Source organism: Pseudomonas sp. PDM18 (assembly GCF_014852585.1).
Classification (GTDB): Bacteria; Pseudomonadota; Gammaproteobacteria; order Pseudomonadales; family Pseudomonadaceae; genus Pseudomonas.
In genome coordinates this window covers 14,237-30,610 of record NZ_JACVBX010000013.1, presented here as the reverse complement: position 1 = coordinate 30,610, position 16,374 = coordinate 14,237, and the positions used below count along the sequence as shown (strand labels likewise).

Sequence of the window (16,374 nt, the reverse complement as noted above, 5' to 3'; positions counted from 1 at the left end):
AGTTCCTAAAGCCTTAGAGGCGGTAAATGAGCTTATTAGTTCTTTTTCTGTGCAAACATTGGGAGAATCCCTTCATTGCGTATCGGGAAGTTCTGAACGATCCGATCCGACAGGAAATATTCTAAGGTACGGCCCACGGTGGGGAAAGCCAGCTCGTCCCACGGAATGTCGGATTCTTCGAAGAGTTGCACTTCCAGGCTTTCCTCGCCGGCGGAGAAGTCCAGGTCGGCCAGTTCCGCGCGGAAGAAGATATAAACCTGGCTGATATGCGGTAGATCAAAGACCGTATAAAGCTGCAGGCCGTGGACGCGGGCGTTGGCTTCTTCGAGGGTCTCGCGGGCGGCAGCCTGTTCCAGGGTCTCGCCGTTCTCCATGAAGCCCGCCGGCAGTGTCCAGAAGCCCTGGCGCGGCTGGATGGCGCGGCGGCAGAGGAGGATTTTCCCCTCCCAGACTGGCAGGCAGCCGGCGACGATGCGCGGGTTCTGGTAATGCACGGTCTGGCACTGGTCGCAGACGAAGCGCGGGCGGTTGTCGCCGCTGGGGATGCGCAGGTTCACGCCGGCGCCGCACTGGCTGCAGAATTTCATGCCGTTTCCTTGTTATAGATTGCAGCAATCTTGCGCGCTGCGTGGTGCGCCCAGCAAGGGGCGGGGGTTGGGCAGGGGCGTCTTTCGTGCCATGATCCTTCAATTAGAAGAATCGGCCCCCGCAGGATGTTCGGCATGCTGGACCAGCTGCGCCAACGCATACAGACGCACACGCCAAGCGACCTTGAAACGGACCACAGCTTCCCGGAAGCGGCGGTCCTGCTCCCCATCACTCCCCAGGAAGAGCTCGTGCTCACCCTGCGCGCGACCGGGCTTTCGACCCATAGCGGCGAAGTCGCCTTCCCTGGTGGACGGCGCGATCCGGAGGACGTTGACCTGATCCACACCGCCCTGCGCGAGGCGCAGGAGGAGATCGCCCTGCCACCGGGGCTGGTGGAGGTCGTCGGGCCGTTAAGCACCCTGGTGTCGCGGCACGGTATCCTGGTCAAGCCATTCGTCGGCTTCGTCCCCGATTTCGTGGAGTATCGCCCCAACGACGGCGAGATCGACGCCGTGTTCAAGGTGCCGCTGGAATTCTTCCGTGGCGACCCGCGGGAAACCACCCACCGCATCGACTATTTCGGCCGCAGCTGGTACGTCCCGAGCTACCTGTTCGAGGGCTACAAGATCTGGGGCCTGTCCGCGATCATGCTGGTCGAGTTGCTGAACCTGCTGTACGACGCTCGCATCGACCTGCACCAGCCGCCGTCGACGTTCATCAAGCTGAGCTGAGACCCGATAATCAAGAGCGGCCCGCTCCTGAGGAGAAACCCATGAAGTACCGCCTGGGCTCGTCCCGAGTCGAAACCCATCCGGAAAGCTGGATCGCCCCCAACGCCACGGTGGTTGGCAAGGTGCGCCTGGATGCCGGCGCCAACGTGTGGTTCAACGCCGTGCTGCGCGGCGACAACGAGCTGATCCACATCGGCGAGCACAGCAACGTGCAGGACGGCACTGTCATGCACACCGACATGGGCTTCCCGCTGACCCTGGGCAAGGGCGTGACCATCGGCCACAACGCCATGCTGCACGGCTGCACGGTGGGCGACTACAGCCTCATCGGCATTAACGCGGTGATCCTCAACGGCGCGAAGATCGGCAAGTACTGCATCATTGGCGCCAACGCGCTGATTCCCGAGGGCAAGGAAATTCCCGACGGCTCCCTGGTCATGGGCTCCCCCGGCAAGGTGGTACGCGAGCTGACCGAGCCGCAGAAGAAAATGCTCGAAGCCAGCGCCGCCCATTACGTTCACAACGCCCAGCGCTACGCCCGCGACCTGGCCGAGCAGGAAGATGACTGAAGAACGTCCGGTCGCCTCGCCCTGCGTGCACGTCTGCGCGCTGGACGACGCCGACATCTGTCTGGGCTGCCAGCGCAGCGCCGCCGAAATCACCCGCTGGGGCTTGATGGACAACGCCGAGCGCCGTGAGGTGCTGAAGCGTTGCGATCAGCGCGCCCGTGAGCAGGGCGTGCTGGTCTAGAGCCTTCCCGCCTGAGAGCTAACCCGTTTCGAACTTTCCCTTCCCGAGGTTTCCCGCAATGCCCCGTATTGGAACTCCCCTGTCGCCGAGCGCGACCCGCGTACTGCTCTGTGGCTCCGGCGAGCTGGGCAAGGAAGTGGCGATCGAGCTGCAGCGCCTGGGCTGCGAAGTCATCGCCGTCGACCGCTACGAGAACGCGCCGGCCATGCAGGTCGCGCACCGCAGCCACGTGATCAGCATGCTCGACGGTGTCGCCCTGCGCGCAGTGATCGAGCAGGAGAAGCCGCATTACATCGTGCCGGAGATCGAAGCCATTGCCACCGCGACCCTGGTCGAGCTGGAGAACGAAGGCTACACCGTGATCCCCACCGCCCGTGCCGCGCAGCTGACCATGAACCGCGAAGGCATCCGGCGCCTGGCCGCCGAAGAGCTGGGCCTGCCGACTTCGCCTTATCATTTTGCCGACACCTACGAGGACTACGCCGCAGGTGTCGTCGCCGTGGGCTATCCGTGCGTGGTGAAGCCGATCATGAGCTCCTCGGGCAAGGGCCAGAGCGTGCTCAAGTCCGACGCCGACCTGAAGACCGCCTGGGATTACGCCCAGGAAGGCGGTCGCGCCGGCAAGGGCCGCGTCATCGTTGAAGGCTTCATCGACTTTGACTACGAGATTACCCTGCTGACTGTGCGTCATATTGGCGGCACTACCTTCTGCGCACCCATCGGCCACCGCCAGGTGAAGGGCGATTACCACGAGTCGTGGCAACCCCAGGCGATGAGCCCGAAGGCGCTGGCCGAGTCCGAGCGCGTGGCCAGAGCGGTCACCGAAGCGCTGGGCGGCCGCGGCCTGTTCGGTGTGGAACTGTTCGTGAAGGGCGATGAAGTGTGGTTCAGCGAAGTCTCGCCGCGCCCGCACGACACCGGCTTGGTCACCTTGATCTCCCAGGACCTCTCCGAGTTTGCTCTGCACGCGCGCGCCATCCTCGGCCTGCCGATCCCGGTGATTCGCCAGTTGGGCGACTCCGCCTCGGCGGTGATCCTGGTGGAAGGCAAGTCGCAGCAGGTTTCCTTCGGCAACCTCGGCGCTGCACTGAGCGAGCCGGACACCGCGCTACGCCTGTTCGGCAAACCGGAAGTGGACGGCCAGCGCCGCATGGGCGTGGCGTTGGCGCGCGATGAGTCGATCGACGCCGCTCGCGCCAAGGCCACCCGTTCGGCCCAATCGGTCAAAGTCGAGCTGTGAGCCGCTGGGCGGGGCTGATGTGGTGGGCAGCGGTGTTACCGTTGCTGCCGCTGGCCCTGCCCTTGGCTGCGCGCACCCGGCGCACGGCCCTGCGCCTGGCCCCAGCCGCCGGCGTTCGCGAAGGCGTCGCAGGGGTGGGGCTTGCTGGGGAACCCTTTCGCCTGATGTTGCTGGGGGAGTCCACCGTCGCCGGTGTCGGCGCTTCCTGCCTGGATTTCGCCTTGGCCGGCCGGCTGGCTTTGGCACTTTCAGATCGTCTCCAGCGCCCCGTCGCCTGGCGTGCAGTGGGGGAGAACGGCATCACTGCCGGCGAAGCCTGCGAACGTCTGCTGCCGCTAGTCGCCGAACAGGATTATGACCTCGTGGCGCTGGTCTTCGGCGTCAACGACACCACGCACTTCAGCTCCAGCCAGCGTTGGTTGACCTCCCTCGGGCAGTTGATCGAGCACTTCCGCGGCCGTGGCGCGCGGGTGGTGTGCACGGCGGTGCCACCGTTGCAGCACTTCACGGCGTTGCCCTGGTTATTGCGGCAGCTGCTGGGTTGGCGGGCGATGCTGCTGGATCGCCAGCTCAGTGCCTTGGCGCTGGTGCAGGGCGCGGGCTATTGCGGGGTGAGCCTGGAGATGCAGCCGCAGTTCCTCGCCATCGATGGGTATCACCCTTCGGCGCTGGGGTATCAGGTGTGGGGAGAGCATCTGGCGCAATGGTTGGTTTCCCGGCCCCCGGTGGAAGCCTGGGCAGGTTTCAAGGCTCTTTGAACGGCAGTGGCGCCTCGGTTTCGCGCCGCACCGAGAATGCATTGAGCGTCATGGCGACCAACGCGTAGTAGCCGAATATCCCCACTAGCTCCACTAGCCCGGCTTCACCGAAGCAGGCCGTGGCTTCTTCGTACAGCGCCTGTTCGATGCGTCGGGTTTCATACAGCGAGCGGCCCAGGCGATGGATCAGGCGTTCGTCTTCACGCTGGAAGTCCGGCGTCCGATTCTGCCGCAAGGCCTCGATCACCTCGTCGCTGAGGCCGGCCTGGCGCGCGATGGGTTCGTGGATTTGCCATTCCGCCTGGGATTGCCACCACGCGGCGGTGACCAGGATCGCCAGTTCACTCAGCCTCAGTTCCAGGCGCGTGCCGTAGCGGCAGAACGCGCCGAGCTTCTGCGCATTGTCCGCCAACCTGGGGCTGTGTACCCAGGCCAGGAACGGGCCGTCCAGATTGCCGCGCGGGCCGCTGAGGATCTCCTGCAATACGCGGCGCTGGTCGTCGTCCATGTTGGCATCGGACAGCGGGGTCAGGCGTGAATCGATTTTCATACGAGGTCCTTCAGAGGCTGCTGATGGCGTTGACGATGGCGCGCTGCAGCTTTTCAGTCAGTTCATCCAGCTGCGCTTCTTCGAGGATAAAGGGCGGGGCCAGCAGGATATGGTCACCGCGGCGGCCATCCAGCGTGCCGCCCATGGGGTAGCACATCAGGCCTTCCTGCATGGCGGCCTTCTTGATCCGTGCGTGCAGTTTCGCTTCGGCGGGGAAGGGCGCCTTGCTGGCGCGGTCGGCCACCAGCTCCACTCCCTGGAACAGCCCGCGTCCGCGAATGTCACCGACGTTGGGATGCTCGCCAAGGGCGCTGCGCAGGCGGTGCTGCAACTGTTCGCCCAGCTCGCGCACACGTGGCAACAGGTTGCGCTGTTCGATGGTCTTCTGTACGGCCAGGGCAGCGGCGCAGGCGGTGGCATGGCCGATATAGGTGTGACCGTGCTGGAAGAAGCCCGAGCCGTTGGCGATGGCGTCATGGATACGCTGGCTGACCAGGGTGGCGCCAATGGGCTGGTAACCGGCGCCCAGTCCCTTGGCGATGGTGATCAGGTCGGCGCTGATGCCTTCCTGTTCGGCGGCGAACAGGCTGCCGGTACGGCCCATGCCGCACATCACTTCATCGAGGATCAGCAGCACGCCATAGCGGTCGCAGATTTCCCGCACGCGCCTGAAGTAGCCCGGCACGGCGGTCACCGCGCCCAGCGTGGCGCCTACCACAGGCTCGGCGACGAAGGCCATGACGTTGTCCGGGCCGAGGTTGAGGATTTCAGTTTCCAGTTCCCGCGCCAGGCGTTTGCCGTAGGCTTCCGGCGTTTCGCCTGCGGCCTGGTCGCGATAGGCGTAGCAGGGGCTGACGTGGCTGACATCGATCAGCAGCGGCTGGAACTGCTGGCGCCGCCAGGCGTTGCCGCCGGTGGCCAGGGCGCCGAGGGTGTTGCCGTGGTAACTCTGGCGCCGTGCGATCAAGTGCGTGCGCTGCGGCTGGCCGATCTCCACGAAGTACTGGCGGGCCAGCTTGAGCGCCGCCTCTACCGCTTCCGAACCGCCGGAGACGAAGTAAACCGAGCGCATCCCGGCCGGTGCGCGGGCGATCAGGAAGTCGGCCAGCTCTTCCATTGGCTCGCTGGTGAAGAAGGAGGTATGGGCATAGGCCAGGGTGCCGACCTGCCGGCGCACCGCGTCGATCACCTCGGCGTCGCTGTGCCCCAGGCAGGACACCGCGGCACCGCCGCTGGCATCGAGGTAGCGGCGTCCCTCGCTGTCGATCAGGTAGGCCCCGTCGCCGCGAACGGCCATAGGGTAGGACTGGATGAGACTGCGGTGCAGGACGTGGCTCATGGTGACCTCCAGGGGTTTGCGCAAATATTAAATGCATTTTTGCGCTTGGCAAATTTTTCTTGTGCACCTGGAATGGCGGGATTGGCTCGGGTTTTCCCGTTGTTTCAGCCTTCGGCCGCGTGGAATGGGCGGTCGAAGTCATTTCGTTGGATTTGCAGATCGGCGAAAAATGCTTGCAATGATTTTATTTGCATGTTTATTTTGCACAAAAGCACGCAAGTGCATGCAGCCCAGAATGTGGGTTAGCCGCTTAAAACAATAAAGTCCGGGCCCCGGCCCGTTGCATCGAACTGCCGCTAATGCGCGCCGCCCCCAGGGTGGCGCATCCCGCCGTCCCGCAAGAGGAAGTCCTGCATGAAAAAGCTGCTGCAAGCCTCGTTCGCCGCTCTCTCCCTGTTCGCCGCCAGTCAGTCGATGGCTGCCGACAAGGAGCTGCTGATCGCCACCGATACCGCCTTCGTTCCCTTCGAGTTCAAGCAGGGCGACAAGTACGTCGGCTTCGACATCGACCTCTGGGCTGCCATCGCCAAGGAGATGGGCGTGAGCTACCAGCTCAAGCCGATGGATTTCAACGGCATCATCCCCGCGCTGCAAACCCGCAATGTCGACGCCGCCCTGGCCGGCATCACCATCAAGGAAGACCGCAAGCAGGTCATCGACTTCTCCGACGGCTACTACGACAGTGGCTTCCTGCTGATGGTCAAGGCCGACAACGACAGCATCAAGAGCTCCGCGGACATTGCCGGCAAGAGCCTTGCGGTGAAGAGCGGCACCTCGGCGGCGGACTACGCCAAGGCCAATCTGAAGGCTGGCGACCTGCGCCAGTTCCCCAATGTCGACAACGCCTACCTGGAGCTGCGCACCGGCCGCGTCGATGCCGCGATGCACGACACCCCCAACGTCCTCTACTACATCAAGACCGCCGGGGACGGGCAGGTGAAGGCCGTGGGCGAGCAGATGATGGCGCAGCAGTACGGCATCGGCTTCCCCAAGGGCAGCGAGCTGCGCGAGCCGGTGAACGCGGCGCTGAAGAAGCTGCGTGAGGACGGCACCTACGCGCAGATCTACCGCAAGTGGTTCGGCACTGATCCGAAATAAGACGAGGTAGGCATCCATGCATTTCCAATGGTCCGCCATCTGGGACGCGTTGCCGGTGCTGCTCGAGGGCGCCCGGCTGACCCTGTGGATATCCATTCTCGGCCTGATCGGCGGCGCGGTGATCGGCCTGGTGGCCGGTGTCGGCCGCGCCTACGGCGGCTTCTTCGGCAGCCGCGCGGCGCTGGTGTTCGTCGAGCTGATCCGTGGCACGCCGATCATGGTCCAGGTGATGTTCATCTACTTCGCCCTGCCGCTGATGATCCCGGTGCGCATCGATCCGTTCAGCGCGGCGGTGGTCACCATCATGATCAACTCCGGCGCCTACATCGCCGAGATCACCCGCGGTGCGCTGCTCTCGGTGAACAAGGGCTTCCGTGAGGCGGGGCTGGCGCTGGGGCTTTCCGGGCGCGACACGCTGCGCTACGTGATCGCTCCGTTGGCCTTTCGGCGAATGATCCCGGCGCTGGGCAACCAGTGGATCGTGAGCATCAAGGACACCTCGCTGTTCATCGTCATCGGCGTCGCCGAACTGACCCGCCAGGGTCAGGAAGTGATCGCCGGCAACTTCCGCGCGATGGAAATCTGGTCGGCGGTGGCGGTGATCTACCTGATCATCACGCTGGTACTGAGCTACGTGCTGCGGCGCATGGAATCGAGGCTGAAGATCCTATGATCGAGTTCAAGCAGGTCTCCAAGCATTTTGGCGAGACCCAGGTGCTCCACGACATCAACCTGAAGATCGGCAACGGCGAAGTGGTGGTCATCATCGGCCCTTCCGGCTCCGGCAAATCGACGCTGCTGCGCTGCATCAACAAGCTCGAAGTGATCACCGACGGCCAGCTGTTCGTCGATGGCATGGAGGTCAACGACCCGAAGGTGGACGAGCGCCTGATCCGCCAGGAGGCGGGGATGGTGTTCCAGCAGTTCCACCTGTTCCCGCAGATGACTGCGCTGGAGAACGTCGCCTTCGGGCCGATCCGCGTGCGCGGGGCGAAGAAGGCAGACGCCGAGGCGCAGGCGCGTCAGTTGCTGGCGAAGGTGGGGCTTTCCGAGCGCGCTGGGCATTATCCTTCGGAGTTGTCCGGCGGCCAGCAGCAGCGCGTGGCCATCGCCCGCGCGCTGGCGGTGAAGCCCAAGCTGATGCTGTTCGACGAGCCCACCTCGGCGCTCGACCCCGAGCTGCGCCATGAAGTGCTGCAGGTGATGAAGGACCTGGCGGAGGAGGGCATGACCATGGTCATCGTCACCCACGAGATCGACTTCGCCCGCAAGGTCGCCTCGCGGCTGATCTTCATCGACAAGGGCCGCATCACCGAGGACGGCGACCCCGCGAGCCTGATCGGCAACCCCACCAGCCCGCGCCTGCGCGAGTTCCTGCAACATGTCGCCTGAGGTGCATCAATGATCCTGCAACCCCTGAAATTGGGCGGCAGCCCTTACGACATCGGCTTGGGCCTGGGCCGTTTCGGCCGCGACGCGGTGCACCAGCGCCTGCGCCCGCTGCCGCTGTGGCAGAGCCTCGCGGCCCGGGCCGGCTCGGACGTGGCGAAAACCATGCAGACGCAGGTCGAGGCCGGGTTCCCGCGTATCTGGGAGGAAATCCGCGGCCTGGCCGATGGACTGGAACTGCCGGTCGAGGAAGTCTTCCTGTGGAATTGCCGCGGCGACTTCGTCAGCCCGCAGAGCGTGGATGGCTGCACCACGGTGTTCGGGCCGGCCGCCGAGGGCTGGCTGATCGCCCACAACGAGGATGGTCTGCCCTCCCTCGAGGGTGCCTGCGGCCTGCTGCAGGCGGCGCCGGAGCAAGGCATGGCTTTCACCAGCTTCGTCTACCCCGGCTCCATTCCCGGCCACACCTTCGCAGTGAATGCCGCCGGGCTGGTCAGTACGGTGAACAACATCCGCCCTGCCAACATCCCGACCGGCCTGCCGCGTCAGGTACTGGCCCGTGCGGTGCTGGATTGTGCCAGCCTGGATGAGGCGGTCGACGTGCTCTCCCGCGCGGGCCGTGCCGGTGCCTTCCACTATACCCTCGGACAGGTCGGCTCGGGTCATCTGCTGAGCGTCGAAGCGTGCTCGTCCGACGTCGTTGTGCGCAAGGTGCGGCGTCTCGGCGGGCACGCCAATCATCTGCTGGATGCCGGGCTGGCCGCCGCCGGGCAGCGCATCACTGGCAGTTCCGGCAGCCGCCAGCACCGTGTCGATGGCCTGCTGGGGGATGGCGCGGGTCTGCTGGATGAGTCCCGCGCGCTGGCGATCCTGCGGGATGTCGCCGGCCCCGAGCTGCCGATCTACCGGCGCGCGGAGGATGATCCGGACGAGGAGAACACCCTGGCCACCGCCGTGTTTCGCATCGGGGCGAACTCGGTAGAATGGCGCGTCTACTGCCAGCCCGACGTCCAGCACGTGGAAGCCGCCGGCAGTATCCGCCCTCATTCCGCCAACGGACCTGCACGATGACCCAAGCGCCCGCCGCATTGCCCGATAACCTGGGAGCCCTCAAGCAACTGCTGGAGGCTATCGAGCGTGGCGAATCGGGTATTTCTCTGGGCGGCAGTTCGCGGCGGGTACTGGCTGCGCTGATCGAGGCGCCGCAGCGCACCGCGGTGTCTTCGATCAGCGAATTGTCGGAGCAGCTCGGGGTGAATGCCTCGACGTTGTCGCGCCTGGCCCAGCGTCTGGGGTATGGCGGCTTCAGCAAGTTCCAGGATGTATTTCGCCGCGAGCTGACCGAAGGCAAGAATTTCTACAGCGACCAGGCCTCGCGCCTGTTGCTCACTCCAGCCGACACCACGCTGTCGCGCCTGACCCGCCTGGGCCGGCAGGAAAGCACCAACATCGCCAGCCTGATCGAGCAGGTCGAGCCAGAAGTCTTCGCCCGCGTCGCGGAGTTGCTGGCCACTGTTCCCCGTGTACGTATCCATGGCATGCGGCAGTTCACCTCGCTGGCGCTGTTCATGTCCTACGGCCTGGGCATGCTGCGCCAGGACGTGGCAGCGCTGGATGCCAGCCGCCAGGGCGTGGCCGATGCGTTGGCGCAACTGGATGCCGGCGATGTGCTGGTGGTCGCCAGTTGCTTCCCCTATACACCCAGCGTGCTCGCTACCGCGGAAGTCGCCGCCCGACATGGCATCGAGGTCGTGGCGCTGACCGATTCGTCCAGCTCGCCGCTGGCGAAGGTGGCGCGGCACAGCTTCTATGTGCCCAACCACAGCCTGTTCTACAGCAACAGCATGTGCGCCTTCATGCTGCTGGCGCAGGGGTTGTTGAGCGAGGTGGCGGGGCGATTGGGCGAAAGCGCGCTGGAATCACTGCGCCAGCGCGAAGAACTGATCAGCGAGCTGAATGCGTCGCTCTGAGGCGCCGCATTTCAGGCCACCTGCGTACTCGGCTCCAGCGGGCTTTCGCGGCTGAGGAACTGCTCCAGGCGCTCACGCTGGCGGGCATTGAGGAACAGGCCGAGCTTGGTGCGGCGCCAGAGGATGTCGTCGGCATCGCGCGCCCATTCCTCGTGAACCAGGTACTCCACTTCCCGCGCATAGAGCCCGGCACCCAGGTGTTCTCCCAGTTCGCTGAGGTTGTGCGCGCCGTCCAGCAGTTTCCAGATGCGGCTGCCGTAGGTGCTGGCCCAGCGCCGGGCGAGGGCCGGGTCGAGTTGGCGCAGGCGGTCCATGAGCTGGACGGCCAGTTCTTCCACCGTGGTCATGGCTTCGCCGCCGGGCAGTGGGGCGCTGGCGGTCCAACTGGCTTTCATCACGCCGGCGAAGTGCGGCGCCAATTGTTCCAGCGCAGCTTCGGCGAGCTTGCGATAGGTCGTCAGCTTGCCGCCGAACACTGACAGCAGCGGCGCTTCGCCGGGAGTGTTGTCCAGTGCCAGGGTGTAGTCGCGGGTCACGGCCGATGGATCGTCGGACTCGTCGTCGCACAGCGGGCGCACGCCGGAGAAGCTGCGCAGGATGTCCTGGCGGCCCAACTGGTGCTTGAAGTGCGCATTGACCACGTTGAGCAGGTAGTCGGTCTCTTCTTCGCTGATGCTGATCTTCGCCGGGTCGCCCTGGTATTCGCGGTCGGTGGTGCCGATCAGGGTGAACTGGCGTAGGTAGGGGATGGCGAAGACGATGCGCCGGTCCTCGTTCTGCAGGATGTACGCGTGCTCGCCTTCGTACAGACGCGGCACGATCAGGTGGCTGCCCTGGATCAGACGGATGCCGTAGGGCGGTTTCTGCCGTAGTTCCTCGCGCAGGAAACGGTCGACCCAGGGGCCAGCGGCGTTGACCAGCGCGCGGGCGCGCACCGAGTACAGGCTGCCGTCGGCGCGCTCCAGATGCAGGTGCCACAGCCCCTTGCTGCGCCGGGCGCTGACGCAGCGGGTGCGCGGGTGCACATGGGCGCCGTTCTCACGGGCGGCCATGGCGTTGAGCACCACCAGGCGGGCGTCGTCCACCGAGCAGTCGGAGTATTCGAAGCCGCGGATGATCTCGGCCTTCAGCGGGCTGTCGAGGCCGAAGCGCACACCACGGGAAGCCGGCAGCTTCTCGCGCTTGCCCAGGTGATCGTAGAGGAACAGGCCGGCGCGGATCATCCAGGCCGGGCGCAGGTGGGGGCGGTGCGGCAGCACGAAGCGCAGCGGGTGGACGATGTGCGGCGCCTTGGCCAGCAGCACTTCGCGCTCGGCGAGGGCTTCGCGGACCAGGCGGAATTCGTAGTGTTCCAGGTAGCGCAGGCCGCCGTGGACCAGCTTGCTGCTGGCGGAGGAGGTGTGGGCGGCGAGGTCGTGCTGTTCGCAAAGGAACACCGACAGCCCGCGCCCGGCAGCGTCCGCCGCAATCCCCGCGCCATTGATGCCGCCACCGACGACGGCCAGGTCATAGACTTCGGCCAGGGGCGCGTGGCGCTTGCTGGTTGGGTTCATGGGGGCCGCCTTGGGGATTGAAAGTGAATCTTTTGATGTTCGTTTTCGAAAATATCCTAGTTCAATGAATGAAATATGACCAGCATTGAGCGCGAATTCGCGCAGGCATTCGTCTGAATGTTCGAAAGTGAAGGAGTCGGGCGCGACTCAGACCAGTTCGAGCTGGACCTTGTGCTGCTGCATCAGGCGCGCCACGGTGGCGGGGGGCGGGCTGTCGGTGAACACCCGGCTGACCAGGGAGATCGGCCCCAGGCGCACCACGGCGTTGCGCCCGAACTTGCTGGAGTCGGCGGCGAGGAACACCTGCCGGGCGTTGTCGATGATGGCGCGGGAGACGCGCACTTCCTGGTAGTCGAAGTCCAGCAGGCTGCCGTCCTCGTCGATGCCGCTGATGCCGACCACGGCGAAGTCGACGCGGAACTGCTCGATGAAGTCCACCGCGGCCTGCCCGACCACACCGCCGTCGCCGCGCACGGTGCCGCCGGCGATCAGCACTTCGAAGTCGTCCTTGCCGGCGAGGATGCTGGCGACGTGCAGGTTGTTGGTAATGACCTTGAGGTTCTTGTGGCCGAGCAGGGCGCGGGCGATGGCCTCAGTGGTGGTGCCGATGTTGATGAACAGCGAGGCGTTGTCCGGGATGTGCGCGGCGATGGCCTCGGCGATGCGCTGCTTCTCGTCGCGCATCTGGTCGGCGCGGGTGTTGTAGGCGGTGTTCTCGATGCTCGAGTCCCAGGCCGCGCCGCCGTGGTAGCGGCGCAGCAGGTTCTGCTCGGCGAGCTGGTTGATGTCGCGGCGGATGGTCTGCGGGGTCACGGCGAACTGCTGGGCGAGTTCCTCGATGCTCAGGTAGCCGCGTTCGCGGACCAGATCGAGGATGCTTTGCTGTCGGGGTGGCAGATTCATTCGGTTCGCTCGCGTGGAAGGGGCGTGAGGCCAGGGATGCTATTGCGTAGAAGGATGCTGCTCAATGCGCCCCTGCGTATTCGGGAATCCATTCACTACTTCAAGTGTCTGTTGAGCGCCGTCCAGGGTTGAGTGCCGTTTCGCTTCTTCAAGTCTGGGAGAAAGGCTCAACCCTCTCCCAGCCTTTCTCAAATACCACTCCCGGTCGGGGGACCCACTCAAAGAAACCAGCACAATCCATTCAGGCATGGGAGCACACCCTCCAACCTGCAATTTAGCTCTGTAGGATGGGTGGAGCTTGCGATACCCATCGCCATTGCTCGCATGAACATCAATGGGTATCGCTTCGCTCCACACCATCCTACGTTACCGGTAATGCGTTCAGTCTTCGGCCGCCCAGCCGCGCGTGCGCTCCACGGCTTTCTTCCATCCGGCATACAACCGCGTACGCTCCGCCTCGTCACAGGCCGGCTGGAACACCCGCTCGATCACTGCCTTGTTCTTCAACTCGGCCAGGCTGCCCCAGAAACCGCAGGCCAGGCCCGCCAGCACGGCGGCGCCGAGGGCGGTGGTCTCGCGCATCTGCGGGCGCTCCACCGGGGTGCCGAGGATGTCGGCCTGGAACTGCATGAGGAAGTTGTTGGCCACCGCGCCGCCGTCCACGCGCAGGGCGCGCAGCGGCTCGCCGGCGTCCTGCTGCATGGCGTCGAGCACGTCGCGGGTCTGGTAGGCGATGGACTCCAGCGTGGCGCGGATCAGGTGGTCGGCCTTCACTCCGCGGGTCAGGCCGAACAGCGCGCCGCGGGCATACGGGTCCCAGTAGGGCGCGCCGAGGCCGGTGAAGGCGGGGACCAGGTAGACGCCATTGCTGTCCTTCACCTTGGTGGCGAAGTACTCGGAATCGTGGGCGTCGTTGATCACCTTCAGTTCGTCGCGCAGCCACTGCACGGTGGAGCCGCCGTTGAACACCGCGCCTTCCAACGCATAGGCCACTTCGCCGCGCGGTCCGCAGGCGATGGTGGTGAGCAGGCCGTGGGTGGATTTCACCGCGTTGGCGCCGGTATTCATCAGCAGGAAGCAGCCGGTGCCGTAAGTGTTCTTCGCCTGGCCCGGCTCCACGCACATCTGCCCGAATAGTGCGGCCTGCTGGTCGCCGGCGATCCCGGCAATCGGCGTGCGGTGCACACCCAGGCCGCCGACCTTGGCGTGGCCATACACCTCGGAAGACGGGCGCACCTGCGGCAGCATCGCGCGCGGTACGCCCAGCGCGGTGAGCAGGCGTTCGTCCCAGTCGCGCTTGTGGATATCGAACATCAGGGTGCGCGAGGCGTTGGTGTAGTCGGTGACGTGCACCTCGCCTTCGGTGAGCTTCCAGATCAGCCAGCTGTCGACCGTGCCGAACAGCAACTCACCGCGTTGCGCGCGTTCGCGGGCGCCTTCGACGTTGTCGAGGATCCACTTGAGTTTGGTGCCGGAGAAGTAGGGGTCGATGACCAGTCCGGTGGTGTCGCGGATGTGCTGTTCCAGGCCGTCGCGCTTGAGCTGCTCGCAGATTGCCGCGCTGCGCCGGCACTGCCAGACGATGGCGTTGTGGATCGGCCGGCCGGTGGCCTTGTCCCACACCAGGGTGGTTTCGCGCTGGTTGGTGATGCCGATGGCGGCCACTTCGGCGACGCTGATGTTGGCCTGGGCCAGGGCTTCCACCAGGGTCGAGCTCTGGGTCGCCCAGATTTCCATCGGGTCGTGTTCGACCCAGCCCGGTTGCGGGTAGATCTGCGCGAACTCGCGCTGGGCCGTGCTGACCACGTTGGCGTCGTGGTCGAAGATGATGGCGCGCGAGCTGGTCGTGCCCTGGTCGAGGGCGACGACGTATTTCTTGTTCGTAAGGTCGGTCATGGCAGCGGCCTTGTGCGGATTCCGTTCGGCAACCCCGGCGGCAGGGCCGGGTGGGGATTGGCGGTGAACATACGGGATTCATCCGCGTCGGTGAAGCGAACACCGTGCAGTGCGCCACACCTTGGCTTACTGTTATGCGCTGGAAAGCTGCCTGCGAGAAGCCCGCTGATCATGACCCCCGCCATCGACCTGCTGAAGAAGAACCGCGCCGAACACCACGTGCTGAGCTACGAGCACGACCCCAAGGCGCCGTCCTATGGCCTGGAGGCCGCGGAGAAGCTCAACCTCGAGCCGGCGCGGGTGTTCAAGACGTTGCTGGCGGCAAGCGAGAAGGGCGAACTGCTGGTGGCGGTGGTGCCGGTGGTGGGCAGCCTGGACCTCAAGGCGCTGGCCCACGCGGCGGGCGTGAAGAAGGCCGACATGGCCGACCCCAACGCTGCGCAGCGCGCTACGGGCTACCTGGTTGGCGGCATCAGCCCGCTAGGGCAGAAGAAGCGCCTGCGCACCTTCATCGACGAATCCGCCCAGGGCTTCCCGACCATCCATGTCAGCGCTGGCCGGCGCGGTCTGGAAGTGGAATTGAGCGCCGAGACGCTGGCCGGCCTGACCTCGGCGAAGTTCGCACCCATCGGCCGTCCCTGATCGCTCAACCCCAGGGACTGTGTGCTCCCTGCTGTACGGTTCGCCGCCCGTCGGCTTCTGTCATGCTCGGCCGTCACTCACAAGGAGATTGTCATGCTGCTCGACTTCCATCAGGTGGACGCCTTCACCGACCGTCCCTTCGCCGGCAACCCGGCCATGGTCTACCGCCTCGACGCCTGGCTGAGCGACGAGCTGATGCAGAAGATTGCCGCCGAGCACAACCTCTCGGAAACCGCCTTCCTGGTGAAGGAGCCCGAGGGCTGGCGCATCCGCTGGTTTACCCCGACCGCCGAGGTGCCGCTGTGCGGCCATGCCACCCTGGCCAGCGCCCACGTGCTGTTGAACGTGTTCGATGACCCGAGCGAGGTGCTGGAACTCAACTCGCTGTCCGGCCCGCTGCGGGTGACCCGCGAGGACGGCCGGTTGGCGCTGAACTTCCCGGCGCAGCCGCCGAGCGAAACCGGTGCCACCGTGGAACTGGCGACCGCGCTGGGTGTGGACGTGGTGGATGCCCTGAGCAACGCCTCGCACCTGATGGCGCTGCTGGAGTCCGAGCAGGCCGTGCGTGACTGCAAGCCGGACTTCGCCGCCCTGGCGCGCCTGCCTTACCTGGGCGTGATCGTCACCGCGCGCAGCGATGACTACGATTTCGTCTCGCGCTTCTTCGCTCCAGCCATCGGCCTCAACGAAGACCCGGTGACCGGTGCCGCCCACTGCAGCCTGATTCCCTACTGGTCGGGCCGCCTGAACAAGCTGCAGATGCGCGCCTTCCAGTGCTCCGAGCGCGGCGGCGAGCTGTGGTGCCGCCTGGAGGACGACCGCGTGAGCATCGCTGGGTACGCACGGTTGGTGGCCAGCGGTCATCTGCTGGTTGGTTGATCTGTGACCGGGGGGATTTCGCCTCCTCGGGGTAGTCTGGCCTTCACTGAAAACCGCGCCCGTCCGGCGCGGTTCGCAGCTTCGCAGG

At 65.3% G+C, this 16,374-nt stretch carries 18 protein-coding genes; 12 read left to right on the top strand and 6 right to left on the bottom strand.

Annotation, left to right across the window (positions count from 1 at the left end):
• Nucleotides 1-35: 35 nt before the first annotated feature.
• On the bottom strand, nt 36-587 hold the full coding sequence (locus IB274_RS23435; protein ID WP_192435140.1) for an NUDIX hydrolase: 552 nt from the start codon (nt 585-587) through the stop codon (nt 36-38).
• Between the two features lie 135 nt (nt 588-722).
• Here IB274_RS23435 and IB274_RS23430 point away from each other — a divergent pair, with 135 nt between their 5' ends.
• Genes IB274_RS23430 through IB274_RS23410 form a run of 5 tightly spaced genes read left to right on the top strand, consistent with a single transcriptional unit; the run spans nt 723 to nt 4,067 of the window.
• A complete protein-coding gene (locus IB274_RS23430) occupies nt 723-1,319 on the top strand; it encodes a CoA pyrophosphatase (RefSeq protein WP_401088184.1) in 597 nt (198 codons plus the stop codon).
• 41 nt (nt 1,320-1,360) lie between these two features.
• Nucleotides 1,361-1,888 (top strand): gamma carbonic anhydrase family protein, encoded by a 528-nt coding sequence (locus IB274_RS23425; protein ID WP_192435136.1) that lies wholly within the window; start codon nt 1,361-1,363, stop codon nt 1,886-1,888.
• Nucleotides 1,881-2,069 carry a DUF1289 domain-containing protein gene (locus tag IB274_RS23420; protein ID WP_081515920.1) on the top strand — a complete coding sequence of 63 codons (189 nt, stop codon included), beginning with the start codon at nt 1,881-1,883 and terminating at the stop codon, nt 2,067-2,069. The genes IB274_RS23425 and IB274_RS23420 overlap by 8 nt, the downstream gene beginning before the upstream one ends.
• 58 nt (nt 2,070-2,127) lie before the next feature.
• Nucleotides 2,128-3,309 (top strand): formate-dependent phosphoribosylglycinamide formyltransferase, encoded by a 1,182-nt coding sequence (gene purT, locus IB274_RS23415; RefSeq protein WP_192435134.1) that lies wholly within the window; start codon nt 2,128-2,130, stop codon nt 3,307-3,309.
• Nucleotides 3,306-4,067, top strand: coding sequence for an SGNH/GDSL hydrolase family protein (locus IB274_RS23410; RefSeq protein ID WP_192435132.1), 762 nt, complete (start codon nt 3,306-3,308; stop codon nt 4,065-4,067). Before purT ends, IB274_RS23410 begins: the two co-directional genes overlap by 4 nt.
• Here the strand turns inward: IB274_RS23410 and IB274_RS23405 are convergent.
• On the bottom strand, nt 4,054-4,617 hold the full coding sequence (locus tag IB274_RS23405; RefSeq protein ID WP_192435130.1) for a carboxymuconolactone decarboxylase family protein: 564 nt from the start codon (nt 4,615-4,617) through the stop codon (nt 4,054-4,056). The two genes, IB274_RS23410 and IB274_RS23405, sit on opposite strands and share 14 nt — an antisense overlap.
• 10 nt (nt 4,618-4,627) lie before the next feature.
• Nucleotides 4,628-5,956: an aspartate aminotransferase family protein gene (locus IB274_RS23400; RefSeq protein ID WP_192435128.1), complete on the bottom strand. Its 1,329-nt coding sequence runs from the start codon at nt 5,954-5,956 to the stop codon at nt 4,628-4,630.
• A gap of 354 nt (nt 5,957-6,310) precedes the next feature.
• Here IB274_RS23400 and glnH point away from each other — a divergent pair, with 354 nt between their 5' ends.
• From glnH to IB274_RS23375, 5 genes are read left to right on the top strand one after another with little or no spacing between them, the layout of a single operon-like run.
• Nucleotides 6,311-7,054 carry a glutamine ABC transporter substrate-binding protein GlnH gene (gene glnH / locus IB274_RS23395; protein WP_192435126.1) on the top strand — a complete coding sequence of 248 codons (744 nt, stop codon included), beginning with the start codon at nt 6,311-6,313 and terminating at the stop codon, nt 7,052-7,054.
• Between the two features lie 16 nt (nt 7,055-7,070).
• Nucleotides 7,071-7,727, top strand: a complete 657-nt coding sequence (gene glnP, locus IB274_RS23390; protein WP_192435124.1) for a glutamine ABC transporter permease GlnP — start codon at nt 7,071-7,073, stop codon at nt 7,725-7,727.
• A complete protein-coding gene (glnQ, locus tag IB274_RS23385; protein WP_192435122.1) occupies nt 7,724-8,446 on the top strand; it encodes a glutamine ABC transporter ATP-binding protein GlnQ in 723 nt (240 codons plus the stop codon). Before glnP ends, glnQ begins: the two co-directional genes overlap by 4 nt.
• A 9-nt stretch (nt 8,447-8,455) precedes the next feature.
• Nucleotides 8,456-9,514, top strand: a complete 1,059-nt coding sequence (locus tag IB274_RS23380) for a C45 family autoproteolytic acyltransferase/hydolase (RefSeq protein WP_192435120.1) — start codon at nt 8,456-8,458, stop codon at nt 9,512-9,514.
• Nucleotides 9,511-10,413, top strand: coding sequence for a MurR/RpiR family transcriptional regulator (locus tag IB274_RS23375; protein WP_192435118.1), 903 nt, complete (start codon nt 9,511-9,513; stop codon nt 10,411-10,413). The genes IB274_RS23380 and IB274_RS23375 overlap by 4 nt, the downstream gene beginning before the upstream one ends.
• 11 nt (nt 10,414-10,424) lie before the next feature.
• Here the strand turns inward: IB274_RS23375 and glpD are convergent, their stop codons facing one another.
• From glpD to glpK, 3 genes are all read right to left on the bottom strand, one after another.
• Nucleotides 10,425-11,966: a glycerol-3-phosphate dehydrogenase gene (gene glpD / locus IB274_RS23370; protein WP_192435116.1), complete on the bottom strand. Its 1,542-nt coding sequence runs from the start codon at nt 11,964-11,966 to the stop codon at nt 10,425-10,427.
• Between the two features lie 147 nt (nt 11,967-12,113).
• Nucleotides 12,114-12,869: a DeoR/GlpR family transcriptional regulator gene (locus IB274_RS23365; RefSeq protein ID WP_192435114.1), complete on the bottom strand. Its 756-nt coding sequence runs from the start codon at nt 12,867-12,869 to the stop codon at nt 12,114-12,116.
• Between the two features lie 381 nt (nt 12,870-13,250).
• Nucleotides 13,251-14,765, bottom strand: a complete 1,515-nt coding sequence (gene glpK, locus IB274_RS23360) for a glycerol kinase GlpK (RefSeq protein WP_192435112.1) — start codon at nt 14,763-14,765, stop codon at nt 13,251-13,253.
• A gap of 171 nt (nt 14,766-14,936) precedes the next feature.
• On the opposite strand from glpK, the gene ybaK reads away from it, so the two are divergent.
• Together ybaK and IB274_RS23350 are read left to right on the top strand one after the other, a co-directional pair.
• Nucleotides 14,937-15,407, top strand: coding sequence for a Cys-tRNA(Pro) deacylase (gene ybaK / locus IB274_RS23355; protein ID WP_192435110.1), 471 nt, complete (start codon nt 14,937-14,939; stop codon nt 15,405-15,407).
• A gap of 93 nt (nt 15,408-15,500) precedes the next feature.
• Nucleotides 15,501-16,286 (top strand): PhzF family phenazine biosynthesis protein, encoded by a 786-nt coding sequence (locus IB274_RS23350; RefSeq protein ID WP_192435101.1) that lies wholly within the window; start codon nt 15,501-15,503, stop codon nt 16,284-16,286.
• Nucleotides 16,287-16,374 lie beyond the last annotated feature (88 nt).